Source organism: Streptomyces sp. NPDC002144 (assembly GCF_053593695.1).
The window spans coordinates 18,389-36,272 of sequence record NZ_JBSFDB010000020.1 but is presented as its reverse complement, the minus strand read 5'-3'; the positions used below and the strand labels follow the sequence as shown (position 1 = coordinate 36,272).

Annotated in this window: 14 protein-coding genes; 5 read left to right on the top strand and 9 right to left on the bottom strand. The window is 70.7% G+C overall.

The features are described 5' to 3' along the window. Nucleotides 1–20 precede the first annotated feature (20 nt). The gene (locus ACWCQ1_RS27760) at nucleotides 21–578 is read right to left on the bottom strand and encodes an acyl-CoA thioesterase (protein WP_244374551.1); all 558 of its coding nucleotides are present in this window, start codon (nucleotides 576–578) and stop codon (nucleotides 21–23) included. A gap of 119 nt (nucleotides 579–697) precedes the next feature. On the opposite strand from ACWCQ1_RS27760, the gene ACWCQ1_RS27755 reads away from it, so the two are divergent. Continuing rightward, the gene (locus ACWCQ1_RS27755; RefSeq protein ID WP_207929872.1) at nucleotides 698–2,002 is read left to right on the top strand and encodes an LCP family protein; all 1,305 of its coding nucleotides are present in this window, start codon (nucleotides 698–700) and stop codon (nucleotides 2,000–2,002) included. Further along, complete coding sequence (locus ACWCQ1_RS27750; protein WP_133045985.1) at nucleotides 1,995–2,627, top strand: HAD family hydrolase; 633 nt, start codon at nucleotides 1,995–1,997, stop codon at nucleotides 2,625–2,627. Before ACWCQ1_RS27755 ends, ACWCQ1_RS27750 begins: the two co-directional genes overlap by 8 nt. 227 nt (nucleotides 2,628–2,854) lie before the next feature. Here the strand turns inward: ACWCQ1_RS27750 and ACWCQ1_RS27745 are convergent, their stop codons facing one another. After that, on the bottom strand, nucleotides 2,855–3,217 hold the full coding sequence (locus ACWCQ1_RS27745; RefSeq protein WP_133045986.1) for a four-helix bundle copper-binding protein: 363 nt from the start codon (nucleotides 3,215–3,217) through the stop codon (nucleotides 2,855–2,857). A gap of 213 nt (nucleotides 3,218–3,430) precedes the next feature. Beyond that, entirely contained in the window at nucleotides 3,431–4,903 is a 1,473-nt protein-coding gene (locus tag ACWCQ1_RS27740) for an LCP family protein (protein ID WP_451027618.1), read from the bottom strand. A 128-nt stretch (nucleotides 4,904–5,031) separates the two neighbouring features. Between ACWCQ1_RS27740 and ACWCQ1_RS27735 the strand changes: the two genes are divergently transcribed. Next, nucleotides 5,032–6,075 (top strand): glycosyltransferase family 2 protein, encoded by a 1,044-nt coding sequence (locus ACWCQ1_RS27735; protein WP_133045988.1) that lies wholly within the window; start codon nucleotides 5,032–5,034, stop codon nucleotides 6,073–6,075. Between the two features lie 27 nt (nucleotides 6,076–6,102). Here ACWCQ1_RS27735 and ACWCQ1_RS27730 read toward each other — a convergent pair whose 3' ends face one another. From ACWCQ1_RS27730 to ACWCQ1_RS27705, 6 genes are all read right to left on the bottom strand, one after another. After that, nucleotides 6,103–7,659, bottom strand: coding sequence for an LCP family protein (locus ACWCQ1_RS27730; RefSeq protein ID WP_451027659.1), 1,557 nt, complete (start codon nucleotides 7,657–7,659; stop codon nucleotides 6,103–6,105). Between the two features lie 122 nt (nucleotides 7,660–7,781). After that, a complete protein-coding gene (locus ACWCQ1_RS27725; RefSeq protein WP_451027617.1) occupies nucleotides 7,782–9,302 on the bottom strand; it encodes an LCP family protein in 1,521 nt (506 codons plus the stop codon). Nucleotides 9,303–9,356: 54 nt separating this feature from the next. After that, complete coding sequence (locus ACWCQ1_RS27720) at nucleotides 9,357–10,994, bottom strand: LCP family protein (RefSeq protein ID WP_451027616.1); 1,638 nt, start codon at nucleotides 10,992–10,994, stop codon at nucleotides 9,357–9,359. Nucleotides 10,995–11,070: 76 nt separating this feature from the next. After that, the gene (locus ACWCQ1_RS27715) at nucleotides 11,071–12,804 is read right to left on the bottom strand and encodes an LCP family protein (RefSeq protein ID WP_133045991.1); all 1,734 of its coding nucleotides are present in this window, start codon (nucleotides 12,802–12,804) and stop codon (nucleotides 11,071–11,073) included. A 218-nt stretch (nucleotides 12,805–13,022) separates the two neighbouring features. Next, complete coding sequence (locus ACWCQ1_RS27710) at nucleotides 13,023–14,276, bottom strand: LCP family protein (protein WP_358592844.1); 1,254 nt, start codon at nucleotides 14,274–14,276, stop codon at nucleotides 13,023–13,025. Between the two features lie 77 nt (nucleotides 14,277–14,353). Continuing rightward, nucleotides 14,354–15,115 carry a TIGR03089 family protein gene (locus ACWCQ1_RS27705; RefSeq protein ID WP_451027615.1) on the bottom strand — a complete coding sequence of 254 codons (762 nt, stop codon included), beginning with the start codon at nucleotides 15,113–15,115 and terminating at the stop codon, nucleotides 14,354–14,356. A gap of 129 nt (nucleotides 15,116–15,244) precedes the next feature. Between ACWCQ1_RS27705 and ACWCQ1_RS27700 the strand changes: the two genes are divergently transcribed. Both ACWCQ1_RS27700 and ACWCQ1_RS27695 read left to right on the top strand, forming a co-directional pair. Further along, nucleotides 15,245–16,591, top strand: a complete 1,347-nt coding sequence (locus ACWCQ1_RS27700) for a peptidoglycan recognition protein family protein (protein WP_358592848.1) — start codon at nucleotides 15,245–15,247, stop codon at nucleotides 16,589–16,591. Nucleotides 16,592–16,745: 154 nt separating this feature from the next. Continuing rightward, nucleotides 16,746–17,828 (top strand): mannose-1-phosphate guanylyltransferase, encoded by a 1,083-nt coding sequence (locus ACWCQ1_RS27695; RefSeq protein WP_133045995.1) that lies wholly within the window; start codon nucleotides 16,746–16,748, stop codon nucleotides 17,826–17,828. Nucleotides 17,829–17,884: the final 56 nt, after the last annotated feature.

The window sequence follows — 17,884 nt, the reverse complement described above, 5'->3', positions numbered from 1 at the left end:
GGCCGTCGTGCGTCCGGGGCTCAGTCGTCCAGGCCCTCCGCCGCCCGCTTCTCCCGCAGCTCCATGATCTCCCGGCGCCGGGCCAGGCGGTGGGTGCGGCGGATCTGGGCCTCCTGGTAGCGGCGCCTGTCCTTCTCCGTCTCCGGGAGCACCGGCGGCACCCGGCGGGGCCTGCCGTCCGCGTCGACAGCCGCGAAGACGAGGTAGGCGGAGCCGACCTGGGTGGGCGGCGTCGACTCGTTCCAGCGCTCGGCGAGGACCCGGACCCCGACCTCCATGGAGGTCCGCCCGGTCCAGTTGACCTGCGCCTTCACATGCACCAGGTCACCCACCCGGACCGGCTCCAGGAACGCCATCTCGTCCATCGACGCGGTGACGGCGGGCCCCCCGCTGTGCCGGCCGGCCACGGCCCCCGCCGCGTCGTCCACCAACTTCATGATCACCCCGCCGTGCACGGTGCCCAACAGGTTGGTGTCGTTGTGCGTCATGATGTGGCTGAGCGTGGTCCGCGACGCCGAGGTGGGCTTGCCCGGGATATCCGCGCTGTCCGTTTCCACAACGCCGGCCTGGTCTGTCATGGCCTCCACCTTATGCGGACGTGACATCTGCGGACTTTGTGTTGGGTTCGCAACAGGCGTGCCCTGATTTTCCTACGACCCTTGTAAAGGACCTGGCCAGCACCGGCACACTAAGCCCCATGAATGATTGGCCCGAGGCATGGTCCGACGACAACCGCGGCAACCGCTACGGACGCGGCAGCGCGAGCGCACAGCCCGACCCTGCCCGCGTGATGCGGCAGGTCCGCCGGCCCGCCTCGGGCGCGTACGGGGGCTCCGGCCCGTCGGCGCCTCCGTACGGCGGCGGCGTGCCCCAGCAGCCCTCGTACCAGGGCGGCCAGGGATACGGCGACGACGCCGGTTATGACGGGTACGACAGCGGCTACAACACCGGCCACGTCTACGGGTCGCCGGGCGGCGGCGGACCGGGCGGTCCCGGAGACCCCGGCGCGGTCCGGCCGCGGCCGAACTGGCGACGCCGTATCAAGTGGACGGCGATCACCCTGGTCACCGTGCTGGTCGTGACGTCCGTCGCCACCTACTTCTGGGCCGACTCCAAGCTGCACCGGGACGTCGACCTGTCCAAGGTCATCGACCGCCCCGCGTCGGGCGACGGCACCAACTACCTGATCGTCGGCTCCGACAGTCGCGCCGGCCTGTCCGCCGAGCAGAAGAAGAAGCTGCACACCGGCTCCGCCGAGGGCAAGCGGACCGACTCGATGATGATCCTGCACGTCGCTGACAACGGCGACGACGTGCTGATCTCCCTGCCCCGCGACTCGAACGTGACGATCCCCTCGTACAAGGGATCCACGTCCGGCAAGCTCTACCCGGCCACCGGCCGGCAGACCAAGCTGAACGCCGCCTACGCCGAGGACGGCCCGACGCTGCTCGTCCGCACGGTCGAGGCCAACATGGGCCTGCACATCGACCACTACGTGGAGATCGGCTTCGCCGGCTTCGCCAACATCGTGGACGCGGTCGGCGGCGTGACCATCGACATCGACAAGGGCTTCAAGGACAAGTACTCGGGCGCCGACTTCAAGGCGGGCAAGCAGACGCTGAACGGCGAGCAGGCGCTGGCCTTCGTCCGCACCCGGCACGCCTTCGCCGCGAGCGACCTGCAGCGCACGAAGAACCAGCAGAAGTTCCTCTCCGCGCTGGCCCACCAGGTGGCGACCCCGTCGACCGTCCTGAACCCCTTCAAGCTCTACCCCACGATGGGTGCGGGCCTGGACTCCCTCACCGTCGACAAGGGCATGAGCCTGTGGGACCTGGCATCCATGTTCTGGGCGATGAAGGGCGTCAACGGCGGCGACGGCAAGTCGATGAACATGCCGATCTCCGGCTCGGTCGGCGGCAACCTCGTCTGGGACAAGGCGAAGGTGAAGACCCTGGTGGACGAGCTCAACAACGACCAGAAGGTCACGGTCTCGAGTGACTGACAACAGCAACGCCAGACCGCCCTTCGGGGCGGTTCTGTGCGACGTGGACAACGTGGTCCGCACCTTCGACTCAGCCCGCCTGGAGGCACTGGAGCGAGCGGCGGGCATAGCCGAGGGCACGACGAAGAAGATCGCCTTCGCCCCCGGCGTCGACCTTCCCCTGCTGCTCGGCGAGATCACCTCGCAGGAATGGGCGGAGGCGGTGGCGGACGGCCTCGCCGGCCTGGTCCCCGAGCCGCAGACGGCGTACGAACTGGCCCGGGCGCTCCTCGAGTCCCCCTTCCACGCGGACGACGAGGTGGTCGCCCTGCTGCGCCGGGCCCGCATCCGCGTCCCCCTGGTCCTCGTCTCCAACGCGGCCCTGGAACTGGAGTCCGACCTCGCCTCCCTAGGCCTGGCCGATCTCGCCGACCACGTCGTCAACAGCGCCCGCGTAGGCCTCGCCAAGCCGGACCCCCGCATCTACCGCCTGGCCGCCGACCTGGCCGGCGTTCACCCCGACCGCTGTCTGTTCGTAGACGACAGCGAGGAGAATGTGGCCGCAGCCGAGGCCTTGGGCATGCAAGCGCTCCACTTCCACGAGCCGGCAGACCTGGAACGGGCCCTGCAGCCCCTCTTCACCTGACACCACCGAAGCGCAACCACGTCTACCCCTGCAGTCGCCGACGCACGGGAGTGGGGCGTGGCGGTGCGGCGCAGCCCGCCGCTTACGCGTCCTGGACACGTCGCACCTGTTCGACAGGCAGGCGCCCCGTCGGCGGCGGGCTCGCCGTACCGCCACGCCCCCGACCCACCCACCGATGGGCCGCGTCGGGCACCCCTGCCGAGGGGCGCCCAACTCAAGGACGTCGGTCACATGGTGGCGCCCGCCATCGCGCGACACATCTCGGCGCAGCGGCGACACGCCTCGGCACATCGCATCATCTGCGGATCGTCGGGCATGGCCATACACGCCTCGGCGCACATGTCACAGGCCCTGGCGCACATCGCGCACATCTCGGCCGCCATGGGGGAGCGGCGCATCATCATGTCCGCGCACATACGGGTCATCTCGGAGCAGTCGATCAGCGCGCGCATGACCTGCATCTGGGCCTGGCCGCCCATCTGCATGCAGGAGCTCATGGTCTCCTCGCACATGCTGTGGCAGGACATGCACGCCTCGACGCAGTCCTGCATCTCCTTGCTCATGGCGCTCATGGGTCCGGTCTGGGTCATGGCTCCTCCTGGGAGGGAGAGGGGCCCGGGGCGGGCCCCGTGTGCCTCCCGTCCTACGCCCTCCCCGACCCGGGCGCCATCGGGCGGACGCACCCAATCCGCATTCTTTGCCGCACACGGAACGGTCGAACACATTCCGTCACGCCTCCATTGGAGTCACGACGGGAGTGACGACTGGCGTGACGACTGGAGCGACGACCTCACCCCACGGCCCTACGGGCACACCACCTGATCCCCGGTCACCGCCTCGAACCGCCCGGGCGCAGCATCCTGCGCCCGCACCTTCCGCACCGCCGTGAAGTCCGCCCCCGCGATCACCTTCAGAGTCGGCCCGAGCCCCGTGACCGCGCGCAGCTCGCTGCCCGGCAGCGCGGCCGCCAGGGACCGCGCGGAGCGGTCCCAGCGGGGGTCGTACGCGACGACCGTCCGCTTCTGCGTGCGGTCGGCCGCGTTCACGGGCGTACGGGTGGTGGTGAACCCGGCACCCGCCAGCGCGCCGTCCACCCGCTTGCCGAGCCCGGCCGTGGCGGTGCCGTTCTCGACCTGCACACGGATCCGCTGCGGGGCCACCTCCACCTCGACCACCTTGGCGGCGGCCGGCCGGTGCACGGTGAGGGGCCTGTCGTCGCGGAGGTCGCGGAAGAGGGCCGCGGCCCGCGCCGTGTCCCACTTCACGGTCGAGCCGACGCCCTTGACGACGTATCCCATCTGGCCGACGGGGACGGTCGTGAACTCCGAGGAGGAGGGAGAGAAGTTGCGCATCGCCCGCCCCAGGTCGAGAAGTTCGTCCGTGCCGAAGCCCTTGTCGGCGCGGACCGAGCCCAGCACCGCGGTCGTGACGTCGCGGAATCGCATAGGGTTCAGCAGGGTCCCGGAGGACGTGGCGCGTTCGATCAGCGCGGCCAGGAAGCGCTGTTGGCGCTTCATCCGGCCGAGGTCGGAGGCGCCGTCGACATGGCGGGCCCGGACGTACTGCAGCGCCTGGCCGCCCAGGAGGGTGTGGGTGCCGGCGGGCAGGTTCAGGCCGGTGTAGGAGTCCTTCAGGGGCGCGGGGGTGCAGATCCGCACGCCGCCGAGCACGTCGACGGTCCTCATGAAGCTGATGAAGTCGACCTCCAGATAGTGGTCGATCTTCACCTGGGTCATGTTCTCGACGGTCCGCACGGTCAGGTTCGGACCGCCCTCGGCGTAGGCCGCGTTGAGCTTGACGGGATGCGTGCCGTGTCCATGGGAGTCCGGCACCTCGGCGTAGGAGTCGCGGGGCAGGCTCACCACGCTGGCCCGCTCCCGGTCCTCCGAGATGTGCACGATCATGATCGTGTCGGTGCAGTGGCAGGGCGCCCCGCCCAGGTGGTACCGGTGCCGTTCGCGCTCGGTGATCCGGTCCCGGCCGTCCGTGCCGACCAGCAGGACGTTCATGCCGTTGCCGGCGCGCGGACGGTTCTTCATGTCCTTGAAGGGGTCGACCCGGGCGATGTCCGCGTCGAGGCTGGTGACCACCGCGTGCCCGATCCCGGCCGAGGCGAGGACGACGACGGAGAGCGTCGTCACCGCACGCATGGCCCAGCGCGGCTTCCTGCGCGGCACCGGGGGCCGGGGCCCGCCGCCGCGCTGCTGCGGGGTGCGGGGCGGCCGGGTGGGGCGCTGCGGGCGGGCGGGGGCGGCGGACCGGGGCTGCGTGGGCAAGGGGGAACACCTCCGGGCGACGGCCGTACGTGGGATCGTGAGCACCGTAGGCCGATACGATCTGTGGCCCGGTCCGCCGCCCCGGCGGGGCGCGGAGCTGTCCCCCGTTCGCGGTAACGTGAGCACCGATGAACGCCAATTCCGACGTGCGGCTCCCCGCCGTTTCTGTGATCATGCCCGTCCTGAACGAGGAGCGGCATCTGCGCGGGGCCGTCGAAGCGATCCTCGCGCAGGAGTACGCCGGCGAGATGGAGGTCGTGATCGCCCTCGGTCCGTCCACGGACCGCACGGACGAGATCGCGGCCCGGCTCGTCGCCGAGACCGCGGCCGACGCGAACAAGCGCGTCCACACCGTGCCGAACCCGACGGGCCGTACACCCGCCGCCCTGAACGCCGCGATCAAGGCCTCCCGGCACCCGATCGTCGTCCGCGTCGACGGCCACGGCATGCTCTCCCCGAACTACATCGCCACCGCCGTACGGCTCCTGGAGGAGACCGGCGCGCAGAACGTCGGCGGCATCATGCACGCCGAGGGCGAGAACGCCTGGGAGCAGGCGGTCGCCGCCGCGATGACCTCGAAGATCGGCGTCGGCAACGCCGTCTTCCACACCGGGGGCGCGGCCGGTGAGGCCGAGACGGTCTACCTCGGTGTGTTCCGGCGCGAGGCGCTGGAGCGGCAGGGCGGCTACAACGAGGAGTTCATCCGCGCGCAGGACTGGGAGCTGAACTTCCGGATCCGCGAGGCGGGCGGGCTGATCTGGTTCTCGCCGGAGCTGAGGGTGTCGTACCGGCCGCGGCCGAGCGTGCGCGCGCTGGCCAAGCAGTACAAGGACTACGGCCGTTGGCGCCATGTCGTGGCCCGCTACCACGAGGGCTCCATCAACCTGCGCTACCTCGCCCCGCCGACGGCACTGCTCGCCATCACGGCGGGCCTCGTCGTGGGCGCGCTGGTCACCCCCTGGGCCCTGCTGATCCCCGGCGGCTACCTCGCGGCGATCGTCCTCGGCTCCGTCCCGGCCGGACGGGGCCTGCCGCTGAAGGCCCGGCTGCAGATCCCCGTCGCCCTCGCGACCATGCACATGTCCTGGGGCTGGGGCTTTCTGACCAGCCCCAAGTCCCTCGCGAGGAAGGTCATCGCGTCCCGGCGCCCCGCGGTGCTCACCTCCAACTGAGCTGGGCGGGGCCCGGATCGGCCCGGACTACCAGGTGTAGTCCGGGTCGACGCGCATGCAGGCCGTGGTGTCCGCGCCGTTGAGGGCGCTCGCCGAACTCGGCGTGCTGTCGTCGTCCTCCGCGGCCGTGTACGTCGTACCCGACCGCCAGTCCGCGCCGACGACCACGGTGACCCCGTCGACGTCCGTGGACTTCTTCACCTGGGCGGTGGGGATACCGAGGGCCCTCGCGACGCGCTGGGCGTCGCCCTTCAGGTCGGCGCTCGGGTAGCGGACGACGGTGGTGTCCTCGCTCAGCGGCGCCGAGGAGTCCGCCACGGCCTCGTCGAAGCCCTTGCCGACGAGCAGTTCGGCGACCGTCCGCGCCCGGCCGGTGACGGCGGCCCCGGTGGCGCCGCGGGTGCCGTTGCGCACCTGGACGGCGATCTTGTCGTCCGCGTGGGCCGGCCGGGCGGTGGCGGCCGGCTTCGTGGTCTTCTTCTTGTCCTTGCCGTCCAGCGCGATGTCCTCGCGGACCAGCCGGAACAGCTTCGCCGCGTCGGCCGGCCGGGGCAGCACCCGGTTGCCGTCCGAGGTGTACACCCAAGGCATGGTCGTCATGGTGATGCGCCGGGTGGGGACCTTCCTGAGCTCCTTGCTGAGGTCGTAGAGCTTGGTCACCGTGCCGAGTCCGTCGTCCACCGTCAGCGCCCTGGTCGCCGTCTCGGCCAGCTTCAGGAGCTTGTCGGGGTTGCTGAGCGTGGCGCTGGCCCGCAACTGGCGGACCATCGAGTTCATGTACATGTGCTGGGCCTTGGTGCGCGCTATGTCGCTGCCGTCCTCGAAGCCGTAGCGGGTGCGCAGCCACTGCAGGGCCTGCTCGCCCTTGACGGAGGTGGTGCCCTTCTTGAGTTTCAGGCCCGAGCCGTGGCCGGAGGAGGTGTGCGAGTAGACGTTCGCGTCCACGCACACGGGCACCCCGCCGATCGCGTCGGCCATGGAGACCACGCCGGAGAAGTCGACCATCATGAAGTGGTCGATGTGGATGCCGGTCAGCTTCTCCCACATGGCGACCGTGCAGCCGGGGCCGCCGCGCTCCAGCGAGGCGTTGGCCATGGTGGAGGTGCTCGCCGCGTACACCGTGCCGGTGTCCGGGTCGGTGCACTTGGGGATGGAGACCAGGGTGTCGCGGGGCATGCTGACCACCGACATGTCGGTGCGGTCGGCGGAGACGTGCACGAGCATCTGGACGTCCGCGCGCGGAGCGGTGTTGTACGTGCTCCTCGCGCCGCCCAGCTTCTGGTTCTCGGCGGAGTCGCGGGCGTCCGAGCCGATCAGCAGGATGTTCAGCGGGGTCTGCCCCGCCGCGTTCGCCTTGGACTCGGCCGCGCGGTCCTTGGCGTCGGCGTTGTTGAGGTTGTCCTTCTGGATGTTGGCGTTGAGGTGCCGGTAGTAGAGCCAGCCGGCCCCCGCCGTGCCGACCACGACGACCGCCAGCACCGTCGCCGACCAGCGCAGTATCCGGCGTCTGCGGCGCCTGCGGTCACCCTCGTGCGACCGTCGTCCGCCGGGACCCGCTTCCGTGCCCTGTGGGGTGAGGGACATCGTGTCCTCGACCGCGGGCACACCGCTTCGCGCCAACTCCCTGTCCTTTCACCCTGTGCGCTCCGGGCTCCAGGAGGTGAGCGCGCCTCATCATTCAGCAGACGGTTAGGACCCGGCTGTGGTCACCATGTGAAAGCGGGATTCACCTGCATACAGGCCCCGTCGTCGGCCCCGTTGAGCGCCTCGGCGGACTTCGGTGTCCGGTCGTCCGCCCGGGGCGCCCGGTAGGCCGTGTCCTGACGCCAGTCGGCGCCCACGACGAGGGTGACGCCGGAGACGTCCGTCGACCGCTGCACGGAACTCGGCGGGAGCCCCAGCGCCTTCGCGACGCGCCGGGCGTCGCCCTCCAGGTCGGCGCTCGGGTAGCGCACCACGGTCGTCGGCCGGGCCGTCGGCGCGCTCGGGTCGGCCACGGCCTGGGTGAAGCCCCGGCCCACCAGCAGCGCCGCCACCGCTTCCGCCCGACCCGGGGCCGCGGCGAGCGTGCCGGTACCGCTGCCGTTGCGCACCTGGACGCCGATCTCGCCGTCGGCCGACGAGGCGGGCACACTCTCCCCGGCCGGCTGCCGCTCCTTCCCGCCCCTGCCGTCCAGCGCGACGTCCTCGCGCACCAGCCGGAACAGCTGCCGGGCCTCCTCGGTGGGCTCCACGCGGGCGCCGACGTACCGGTTGGGCATGGTGGTCATGGTGATGCGCTCGGGCTTGACCCGCCGCAGCTCGTCGGCGAGGTCGTAGAGCTTCTTCACGGTGTCCAGGCCCGGGTCGACGGTGAGCGACTCGGTGGCCCGCTCGGCGAGGGTGCGGAGCTTGCCCGGGTTGCCCAGGGTGGCCTTGGCGCGCAGCTCGCGGACCATCGAGTTGAGGTACATGTGCTGCGCCTTGGCCCGGGCGAGGTCGCTGCCGTCCTCGAAGCCGTAGCGGGTGCGCAGCCACTGCAGGGCCTGCTCGCCCTTGACGGAGGTGGTGCCCTTCTTGAGTTTCAGGCCCGAGCCGTGGCCGGAGGAGGTGTGCGAGTAGACGTCGGCGTCCACGCACACGGGAACCCCGCCGATCGCGTCGGCCATGGAGACCACGCCGGAGAAGTCGACCATCATGAAGTGGTCGATGTGGATGCCGGTCAGCTTCTCCCAGGTGGCGACCGTGCAGCCCGGACCCCCGTGCCCGAGGCTCTGGTTGGTCATCACCCGCCCCTCGCTCGCGGGATGGACCTTCCCACTGCCGGGATCGGTGCACTTCGGAATCCGTACGAGGGTGTCGCGGGGCATGCTGACGACCGACAGGTTGGTCCGGTCGGCGGACAGGTGCACCAGCATCTGGACATCGGCCAGCGGGGTGCCGCCGAAGGTCTCGCGCGCCCCGCCCAGCTTCTGGTTCTCCTTGGTGTCACGGGCGTCGGAGCCGATGAGCAACAGGTTCAGCGGGGTCTGGCCGGCGGTGTTCGGCGTCGGAGCGGGCGCCTTGTCGTCACCGAGGTTGAGGTCGGCCTGCTGGATGTTGGCGTTGAGGTGCCGGTAGTAGAGCCAGCCGGCGCAGGCCGTGCCCAGCAGCAGGGCCGCGAGGGTGGCCGCGGACCACGTGAGCACGCGTCGCCGCACGCTGTTCTGCCCCAATTTCCCGTACTCCCCATGCCTTTGGGCGCCCATGGCGGGCCCGCCGTACGTCCAGGAGACCTACGACGGACCCGTTGGGTTGCACTGCTACCAGCGATAGGGCGCGTAGACGTCCATGCACTGGCCCTTGTCCGAGCCGTTGATGGCGTCCGAGCCCGCCGGCAGGTCGCCCGCCTTGGGGGCGGAGGCCTTCGGATACGTCGTGCCGTCGCGCCAGTCGGCGCCCACGACGAGTGTGACCCCGGAGACATCGGTGGACTGCTTCACCGAACTCAGCGGAATCCCGAGGGACTTGGCGATCCGCTGGGCGTCTCCCTGGAGTTCGGCGCTCGGGTAGCGCACCAGGGTCCGCTGCGCGGTCAGACCGCCCGTCACGTCCTTCGACGCCTTGGTGAAGCCTTTCTGCACCAGCGCCTGCGCGATCGTGCCGGCGCGTCCGGACACCGGGCCGAGCGTGGTGGTGGCGGTGGCGTTCTGGACGGTGACGCCGATCTGGTCGTCCGGCGCCGAGGGGGCCTTGGTGGCCTCGGCGGTGGTCTTCTTCGCGGCCGACGCCTTGCCGTGCTTGTCGAAGGCCACGTCGTCGCGGAGCATCTGCCACATCTTGTCGGCGTTGGCGCCGTCGGGCACGAGGTGGTCCTTGTTCTGCGGGTCCTCGACGTTGGGCATCGTCAGGCTCGTGATGCGGTCGGTCGGCACCGACTTCAGCTGCATGCCCAGGTCGTAGAGCTTCTTGGGGGTGCCGATCTCCTCGGAGACCGTCAGGGACTTCGTGGCCGCCTCGGCCAGGTCCATCAGCCGCCCGGTGTCGGTGAAGACGTTCTGGCCCTTGAGCGTGCGGATCATCGAGTTCAGGTACATGTGCTGGGCCTTGGCCCGCAGCGGGTCGCTGCCCCAGGCGTGCCGGGTGCGCAGCCACTGCAGCGCCTGCTTGCCCTTGACCTTGTGCGTGCCGGCCGTCAGCTTCAGTCCGGAGCCGCCGGGCACCGCGGCCGTCGGCCGGTCCCACACGCTCTGCCGCACACAGACGTCGACGCCGCCGATGGCGTCCGCCATCTGCACCACGCCCGAGAAGTCGATCGTGATCCAGTGGTCGATGTAGACGCCGGTGAGGTTCTCCCAGGTGGCCAGCGTGCAACCGGCGCCGCCGCGGGCCAGCGACTCGTTGATGATGGTGTTGGTCGCCGGGTAGACCTTGCCGGTCTTGGGGTCGGTGCACTTGGGGATGTCGACCCGGGTGTCGCGCGGAATGCTCACCATCGCGGCGCTTTTGCGGTCCGCGGACAGGTGGATCAGCATCTGCACGTCGCCGAGGGGCGGGCTGCCCCGGTCGTACTTGGCGCCGCCGAGTTTCACGTTCTCGTCGGAGTTACGGCTGTCGGAGCCGATCAGCAGGATGTTCAACGGCGTCTGGCCGGCCGCGTTGGCCCTGCTCTTCTGCGCCTTGGCGTCACCGCTGCTGCGCTCGCCCTTGTGGATGTTGCCGTTGAGGTGCTCGTAGTACAGGTATCCGGCGCCGGCCGTCCCGAGTATCAGCACCGCCAGCGTGGTCGCCGACCATCTCAGCACCCGGCGCCCGCGCGGCCGCGGCTGCCGCCGCCGGTGTCCCGACCCTGGCCCGTCCTCCGATCTGCCGGAGCCGTCCTCCCGCGCGACCGCGTGATCCTGCGCACCGCGCCGGACGCCCCCTCGCGTCCCCTCCGCGCGCACACTGCTCTGCGTCATTCCCCGTCCTCCCCACCCTTGCGCCATGAAACGGGCCTGTCGTGCGTCCTGTTAGACGCACGACAGGCCCCTCAGGTCACTTGGCGCACTCGACCTTGTCGGCCGTGGACTTCTGGACCCCCGCCGGTGCCGTCCCCGAGGAGGCGTTCAGCTTCACCCCGGCCCCCTTGAAGTCCTTGCCCAGGGTCAGTGTGATCGTCGGCAGTCCCTGGTCGTTGAGCACGCTCTTGCCCGGCTTCATCGCCGCGCCCGACAGGCCCATGATGTCGGCCAGACGGCGTGCCTGGTCGGCCTGGTCCGGTCCGTACTCCAGCGTCGTCTTCGCCAGCACGGCGTCCGCGTTGCCGTCGTTCGACGACTTCAGCACGCCGGCCTCGTTCTGCAGGTAGTTCAGCTCCGCCTGGGCGCTGCCGGCGTCGGCACCGCCGTTGAGGATCCGCACCCGGACCGCGGAGGCGGCCGACTTGGGGCCCTTCAGGCGGGCGGCGACCGCGGCGGCCTCCTTCTTCTGCTGCGCCTTGACCGCGGTGAACGACACGTCGTTCTTGATCATCTGGAAGACCTGCTGGGCCGGCGCCTGGCTGAGGACGACGGTCGCCTTCACCTTCTCCGCCGGGTTGTCGACGACCGGCACGGTGGTGAACGTCAGGTTCTTCGGGTTGAGCTTGCCGAGCTCCAGACCGAGGTCCTTCAGCTTGCCGATGCTCTTGAGGTTGTCGTCGACGGTCAGCGCCTTGGTTCCCGCCTCGGCGACCTTGATCATCTTCGCCGGGTTGGTGAGCGTGTCGTTCGACTTCAGCTTGCGCATCAGGGCGCTGAGGAACTGCTGCTGCAGCGTGATCCGGCTCAGGTCGCCGCCGAAGCCGACCGCGTGCCGGGTGCGCACGAACGCGAGCGCGGTCTCGCCCTCGATGTGCCGCATGCCCTTCTTCAGGTTCAGGTGCGACTTGGGGTCGTCGATGTCCTTGCCCAGGCACACGTCGACACCGCCGACCGCCGTGGTGAGCGTCTTGACCGCGTTGAAGTCGGCGACCATGAAGTTGTCGGGCGTGATGCCCGTCAGCTCCGTGACGGTGCGCGCGACACAGCTCGGGGTGCGGTCGTCCTGGCCGAGGCTGGTGTTGAAACGGACGTCGCTGGTGCCGGCGATGACCTTCTGGGTGCCGTCGGCGAGGGTGGTCGGGCAGTCCGGGACATTGGTGATCAGGTCACGGGGGATGCTGAGCGCGGTCGCGTTCGAGCGGTCCTTGGAGACGTGCAGCAGGATCGTCGTGTCCGCGTGGCCGACGCTGCCCGCGTCGCCGTACTTCTCGTTGCCCTTGCCGGTGCGCTTGTCGGTGCCGATCAGCAGGATGTTGATCGCCTTGCCCTTGCTGAAGCCACCGGTGCTCGCGCCGTCGTCGGAGACGGATGTGATGTTGCCGTTCAGGTGCTCGATGTAGAGGTAGGCGGCGCCGGCCGTGCCGACCAGGACGAAGGCCATCGTCCCGCCGGTCCACAGCAGGATCTTCTTGCCCCTGCCCTTCTTCTTCACCGGCCGGCGTCCGCGCCGCCCGGGCAACGGCTCCTCGGGCGCGCCACGGCGCCGGCGCGGACCCGGGACCTCACGGCCGGGCAGCCGGTCGGGCGCGACCGTACGGCTGCGCACGGTGGCCCCCGCGTCCCGCGGCGCGGATCTGCGCGGAGCGGGTACCGCCGATTGCGGTGCGGAAGGGCTCAGTCGCAGTTCGTATTCGCCGGTGGTCGGATTGAGCACCCACTGGTCTGCGGGATCGATGTCGTCCGCCCGCCCACGGCCTGTCGCGTCCACGGTTGTCCGATTCCTCCGTCGGGGCGCGGCGCCTTTCCCCCCTCAAGGCGCTCGGGTCTCGGTCTCACAGTGCACAAGCCCATACGGCCGAGGGCACCGGATCGCTCACACTATCCGCCCTGCTCGGCACCCAATGACGGCGGTGAGAAATTCCACGCCCCGACGGGGGCCAATTCGTCCTTTTTCTCGGACATAAGTGCGACGATTTGGTAATCCCTTTACCCGCAGGTGTCTTCTGCCGCCGTGTTCCCCGAGAACGTCGGTGCGGGCGAAACCCCGTTCGACGGTTCATCCGACCCCATTGCTCCGGACTTTCCGTCGCCGACTCCGTACGCGCCGTAGCCGTTCGACCCCTCGGCCGAATCCGAATTGCCGCTCTTTGCGCCGGAATTCCCCGGGGTCGCCCGGGCCACCGTCACCGGCCGGTCCGCGCGCAGCCGGTCGAACAGCTTCCGCGCCTCCGGCTCCATCAGCTGGTCCCGGTTGGCGTCGTACACATACGACTCCCGCGGAACCGTGAGGAATTGCACCCGTTTCGTGGGGATGTCACGCAGCCCCCGCACGAGGTCGTACAGGCCCCGCAGGCTCGCCAGACCCGGGTCGGTGGTCAGCGACGAGGTGGCCGCGTCCAGCACGGGATACAGCTTCACCGGATTCAGCAGTACGTCGTTGCTGCGCACCTTGTTGACGAGTGCGCCCAGGAACCGCTGCTGACGGTCCATCCGCTCCGTGTCGCTCCCGTCGCCCAGCGACTTGCGCGCCCGCACGTAGCCCAGGGCCTCCTCCCCGTCGAGCGTCACCCGCCCCGCGGGCAGCCTCAGCTTGGCGTCGCGGTCGTCGATGGGCTCCTTCAGACACACCCGCACCCCGTCGACGGCGTCGACCATCTCCTTGAACCCGTGGAAGTCGACGACGACGTGATGGTCGATCCGCACGTCCGTCAGCTGCTCCACGGTCCGGATCGTGCAGGCCGAACCTCCCGTCTCGAACGCGGAGTTGAACATCGTGAACGCCGGTTCGGAGCGGGTCCCGTCGGGCCGCAGACAGGCCGGGACGTCCACCATCAGATCCCGGGGCAGCGACACGGCGGTGACCGTGTGGCGCCCCGCCGACAGGTGCAGCAGGATCGTCGTGTCCGACCGCTCGGTCCCCGAGTCGCGCCCGTAGCGGGCGTTGCCGTCCCCGGAGCGCGAGTCCGAACCGATCACCAGGATGTTCTGCGCGTCCTTGACGAGCGACGTGGGCCGCTCCTTCTCGAACCGGGCGAGCTCGGCGGCGGCGGCCTCGTCGGCCGTGATGTTCCCGTCCAGCTTCAGATAGACGCCCCATCCGACCCCGACCGCGGCGAGAACGACCACCGCGACACCGAGCCCGCCGGCCCGGACCCACCTGCGCCGGCGCCGCCGTACCAGCCCCTTGCCGGTGGCCGACGACCCGGCGCCGGGACCACGGGAGCTGACGCTGTCGTTCACGCGCGGGCCCACCCCTCATGGCGTACGGACGTGTGGCTCCTACGACCATGACCCGCGGGGGGAGGCGGGGGCGGGCGTTAGTGCCCCGTTCGGGTGACGGAGACCCGCTCGCTCTCGATCCGCCGGGCCAGTCCCTCGGCGTCCAGCTCCTGAAGGTGCCGGCACAGCACCACGGACCCGCCGACGGCGAGCGGCCCGTACAGCCCGGCGTTGAGGCCCTCCCAGGTGTCGTAGGGCAGCCCGGACAGGATCCGCGACCCCGGCCCGGTCAGCCCCAGCCCCGTCGCCTCCTCCCGCGCCCGCTCCACGACCTCCGCCCCGCTGAACTCCCGCCCGGCCACGATCAGCGCGGGCTCCTCGGGGTCCACCGGCGCGAACGCCACGAACCGGTCACCCTGGCTCGGCGCCTCCACGGCGTAGTCGACGAAGCCGTCCGGCACCTGCGGGAACCGCCCGCCCAGCGGCCGCAGCGCGAGTGCGACCCGCTCCCCCTTGCAGGCCCGAGCCGCCTGAAGGGAATCCGGCCCGCTCACCACCACGTCGGCCGCCGCCGCGTTGCCGTCCACGTCCGCCAGCACCCCGACCGACGCACACGCCAGCAGCCACACGGCGGTCTGCCAGTGCGCCGGCAGCAACAGCGCCACCCGGTCGCCGGGCCCGGCGCCGAGATCGCCCTGGAGGAGGTTCGCGGTCTTGGCCACCCAATTGGCGAAGGTGGCCACGGACAGTTCGACCCGCTCGCCCGTGGCGTCGTCGTAGAAGGTCACCAAGGGGCGTGAGGGATCCGCGACGAGCGCGGAAGACAGCAGGTCGGCAGGGGTGCGATCACTGGCGTTCACCCGCGCAAGGGTACGCGCGCGCCCGCCCGCGCACCCAGCGGAGGTGCCACCGGTTCGGACGAACGGGAGCCGACGAACCGTCAGTTCCGCAATAGACATATATGTCTGACTATGTTCAAGATCAGGGGCATGCGTGGATTCCTTGCTTCTACGATCGCCGCCTCGATCGGCGTCAGCTGCGCGGCCGCCCTCGTCCTCCCGCTCGCCCCGCCCGCGACCGCCGCCCCGACGAGCCCGGCGTCGCCGCCCGGCGCGAGATCCGCGCGGCCGGCGACCCTGCCGAGCGCCCCCGACGCCGCCGTCCCCGGCAGCACCCAGTCACTCGCCCTCGTCCCCGTCGCCCGCGACCGCACCCTGGGTCCGGCGGCCGCCGAACAGGGCCTGACCCGCGACGACGTACGGCACTTCGCCCTCGTCGGAGTGGTCTGGGACGACGCCGACACCCCGCTCCACGGCCGGGTCCAGGTCCGCACCCGCTCCACCCGCGACGGCGCCTGGAGTCGCTGGCGGGACCTCGAGACCCACAACGACGACGTGGCCGACCCCGGCGCCGCCGAGCGCGCCTCCGGCCGGGTCCGCGGCTCCACCGCCCCCTTGTGGGTCGGCGACTCCGACGGTGTGGACGTCCGTGTCCGCGCCGAGAGCCGGCACCGCAGGGGCGGAACGGCCCGCGGCACCCGTGCCGGCACGGCCGAGGGCCCGCTGCCCTCGGGGCTGCGCCTGGAACTCGTCGACCCCGGCGACCCGCCCCCGGACCGCGCCCAGGGCCCCGGCGCCACCGAGATCCCGGCCCTGACCAAGGCCGCCACCGAGGACGAACTGCGGACGCTCTCCGATGTCGAGTTGACGCCCCGTCAACGCGCCAACCCCTACATCGGCCCGCGCCCCCGCATCATCACCCGGCGCGGCTGGGGCGCCGACGAGACGCTGCGTGCGAGGGGGTTCGTCTACACGAAGAAGGTCAAGGCGGCCTTCGTGCACCACACCGCCTCCGGCAACGGGTACACGTGCTCCCAGGCGGCCTCCGTCATCCGCGGTATCTACCGCTACCACGTCCGGAGCATGGGCTGGCGCGACATCGGCTACAACTTCCTCGTCGACAAGTGCGGAACCATCTACGAGGGCAGGGCCGGCGGCGTGGCGAAACCCGTGCTGGGCGCGCACACCCTCGGTTTCAACAGCAACAGCATGGGGATCGCCGTCCTCGGCAGCTTCGGCTCGGCGAAGCCGCCGACGGCGGTCCTCGACGCCATCGCCCGCCTGACGGCCTGGAAACTCGGTCTCTACGGGGCCAATCCGCGGGGGAAGACATATCTCACCTCCGGGGGTGGCAATCTCTACCGAAAAGGGAAGAACGTACGACTGAACGTGATCTCCGGCCACCGTGACGGTTTCGCCACGGAGTGCCCGGGCCGCCGGCTCTACGGCAAACTCGGCACGGCCCGCTCGACCGCGGCCCGCTATCAGGGCCGTTGACGCCGGGAGGGGACCCGCGTTCACCGCCGTCGGGGGACATGGGGCGGAACCGACACCACGCCACCGGGCCGTCGAAGGCGTCGCGCGACGATCTGCATAGACTGGCCGGCCAAAGGACATTTCGGCCGGTCCCGGCAGGAAGCAGAGACGACAGGTGACAGAAGCGATCCTCCTGGTCGGCGGCAAGGGCACGCGGCTGCGTCCGCTCACGGTGCACACACCGAAGCCCATGGTCCGGGCGGCCGGGGTCCCCTTCCTCACACATCAGTTGGCGAGAGCGAGAGCGGCGGGCGTCGAACACATCGTCCTCGCCACCTCCTACCTCGCCGAGGTGTTCGAACCGTACTTCGGCGACGGCTCGTCGCTGGGGCTGCACCTCGAGTACGTGACGGAGGAGGAGCCCCTCGGCACGGGCGGCGCCATCCGCAACGTGGCCTCCCGCCTCCACTCGGGACCCGACGACCCGGTCCTGGTCTTCAACGGCGACATCCTCACCGGCCTGAACATCGGGGCGCTCGTCGACACCCACGAGACGACCGGCGCCGACGTCTCCCTGCACCTCACCAAGGTGACCGACCCCCGCGCCTACGGTCTGGTCCCCACCGACGACACGGGCCGGGTCCTGGCGTTCCTGGAGAAGCCGCAGACCCCCGAGGAGATCGTCACCGACCAGATCAACGCGGGGGCGTACGTCTTCCGCCGCTCGGTCATCGACACGATCCCGCAGGGCCGCCCGGTCTCGGTGGAGCGCGAGACGTTCCCCGAACTGCTGTCGGCGGGGGCCCATCTGCAGGGCATGGTCGACTCCACCTACTGGCTGGACCTCGGCACCCCGGCTGCCTTCGTCCGCGGCTCGGCCGACCTGGTCCTGGGCCGGGCCCCGTCGCCGGCCGTGCCGGGCCGCTGCGGCGACCGCCTGATCCTCCCGACGGCCACGGTCGCCCCGGACGCGAAACTGACCGGCGGCACGGTGGTCGGCGAGGGCGCGTTCGTCGCCGGGGGCGCCCGCGTCTTCGGCTCGACCATCCTGCCGGGCGCCGTCATCGAACCCGGCGCCGTCATCACCGACTCCCTCATCGGCACCCGCGCCCGCGTCGGCGAACGCTCGGTCCTCACCGGCACGGTCATCGGCGACGGCGCGGTGATCGGCGCCGACAACGAACTGCGGGACGGCATGCGCGTGTGGTGCGACGCGAGGATCCCGGCGGGGGCGGTGAGGTTCTCCTCGGACCAGTAGGGGGTGCGGGTGCGGGCCGGATCATTCAGCCCGTCCGTTCCGGCGTCCGGCGCTTG

Coding starts and splice junctions, on each gene's coding strand:
- ACWCQ1_RS27745 (WP_133045986.1), bottom strand. CDS start 3,217: ATGACCCAGACCGGACCCATGAGCGCCATGAGCAAGGAGATGCAGGAC.
- ACWCQ1_RS27735 (WP_133045988.1), top strand. CDS start 5,032: ATGAACGCCAATTCCGACGTGCGGCTCCCCGCCGTTTCTGTGATCATG.
- ACWCQ1_RS27760 (WP_244374551.1), bottom strand. CDS start 578: ATGACAGACCAGGCCGGCGTTGTGGAAACGGACAGCGCGGATATCCCG.
- ACWCQ1_RS27720 (WP_451027616.1), bottom strand. CDS start 10,994: ATGACGCAGAGCAGTGTGCGCGCGGAGGGGACGCGAGGGGGCGTCCGG.
- ACWCQ1_RS27730 (WP_451027659.1), bottom strand. CDS start 7,659: ATGTCCCTCACCCCACAGGGCACGGAAGCGGGTCCCGGCGGACGACGG.
- ACWCQ1_RS27755 (WP_207929872.1), top strand. CDS start 698: ATGAATGATTGGCCCGAGGCATGGTCCGACGACAACCGCGGCAACCGC.
- ACWCQ1_RS27725 (WP_451027617.1), bottom strand. CDS start 9,302: ATGGGCGCCCAAAGGCATGGGGAGTACGGGAAATTGGGGCAGAACAGC.
- ACWCQ1_RS27700 (WP_358592848.1), top strand. CDS start 15,245: ATGCGTGGATTCCTTGCTTCTACGATCGCCGCCTCGATCGGCGTCAGC.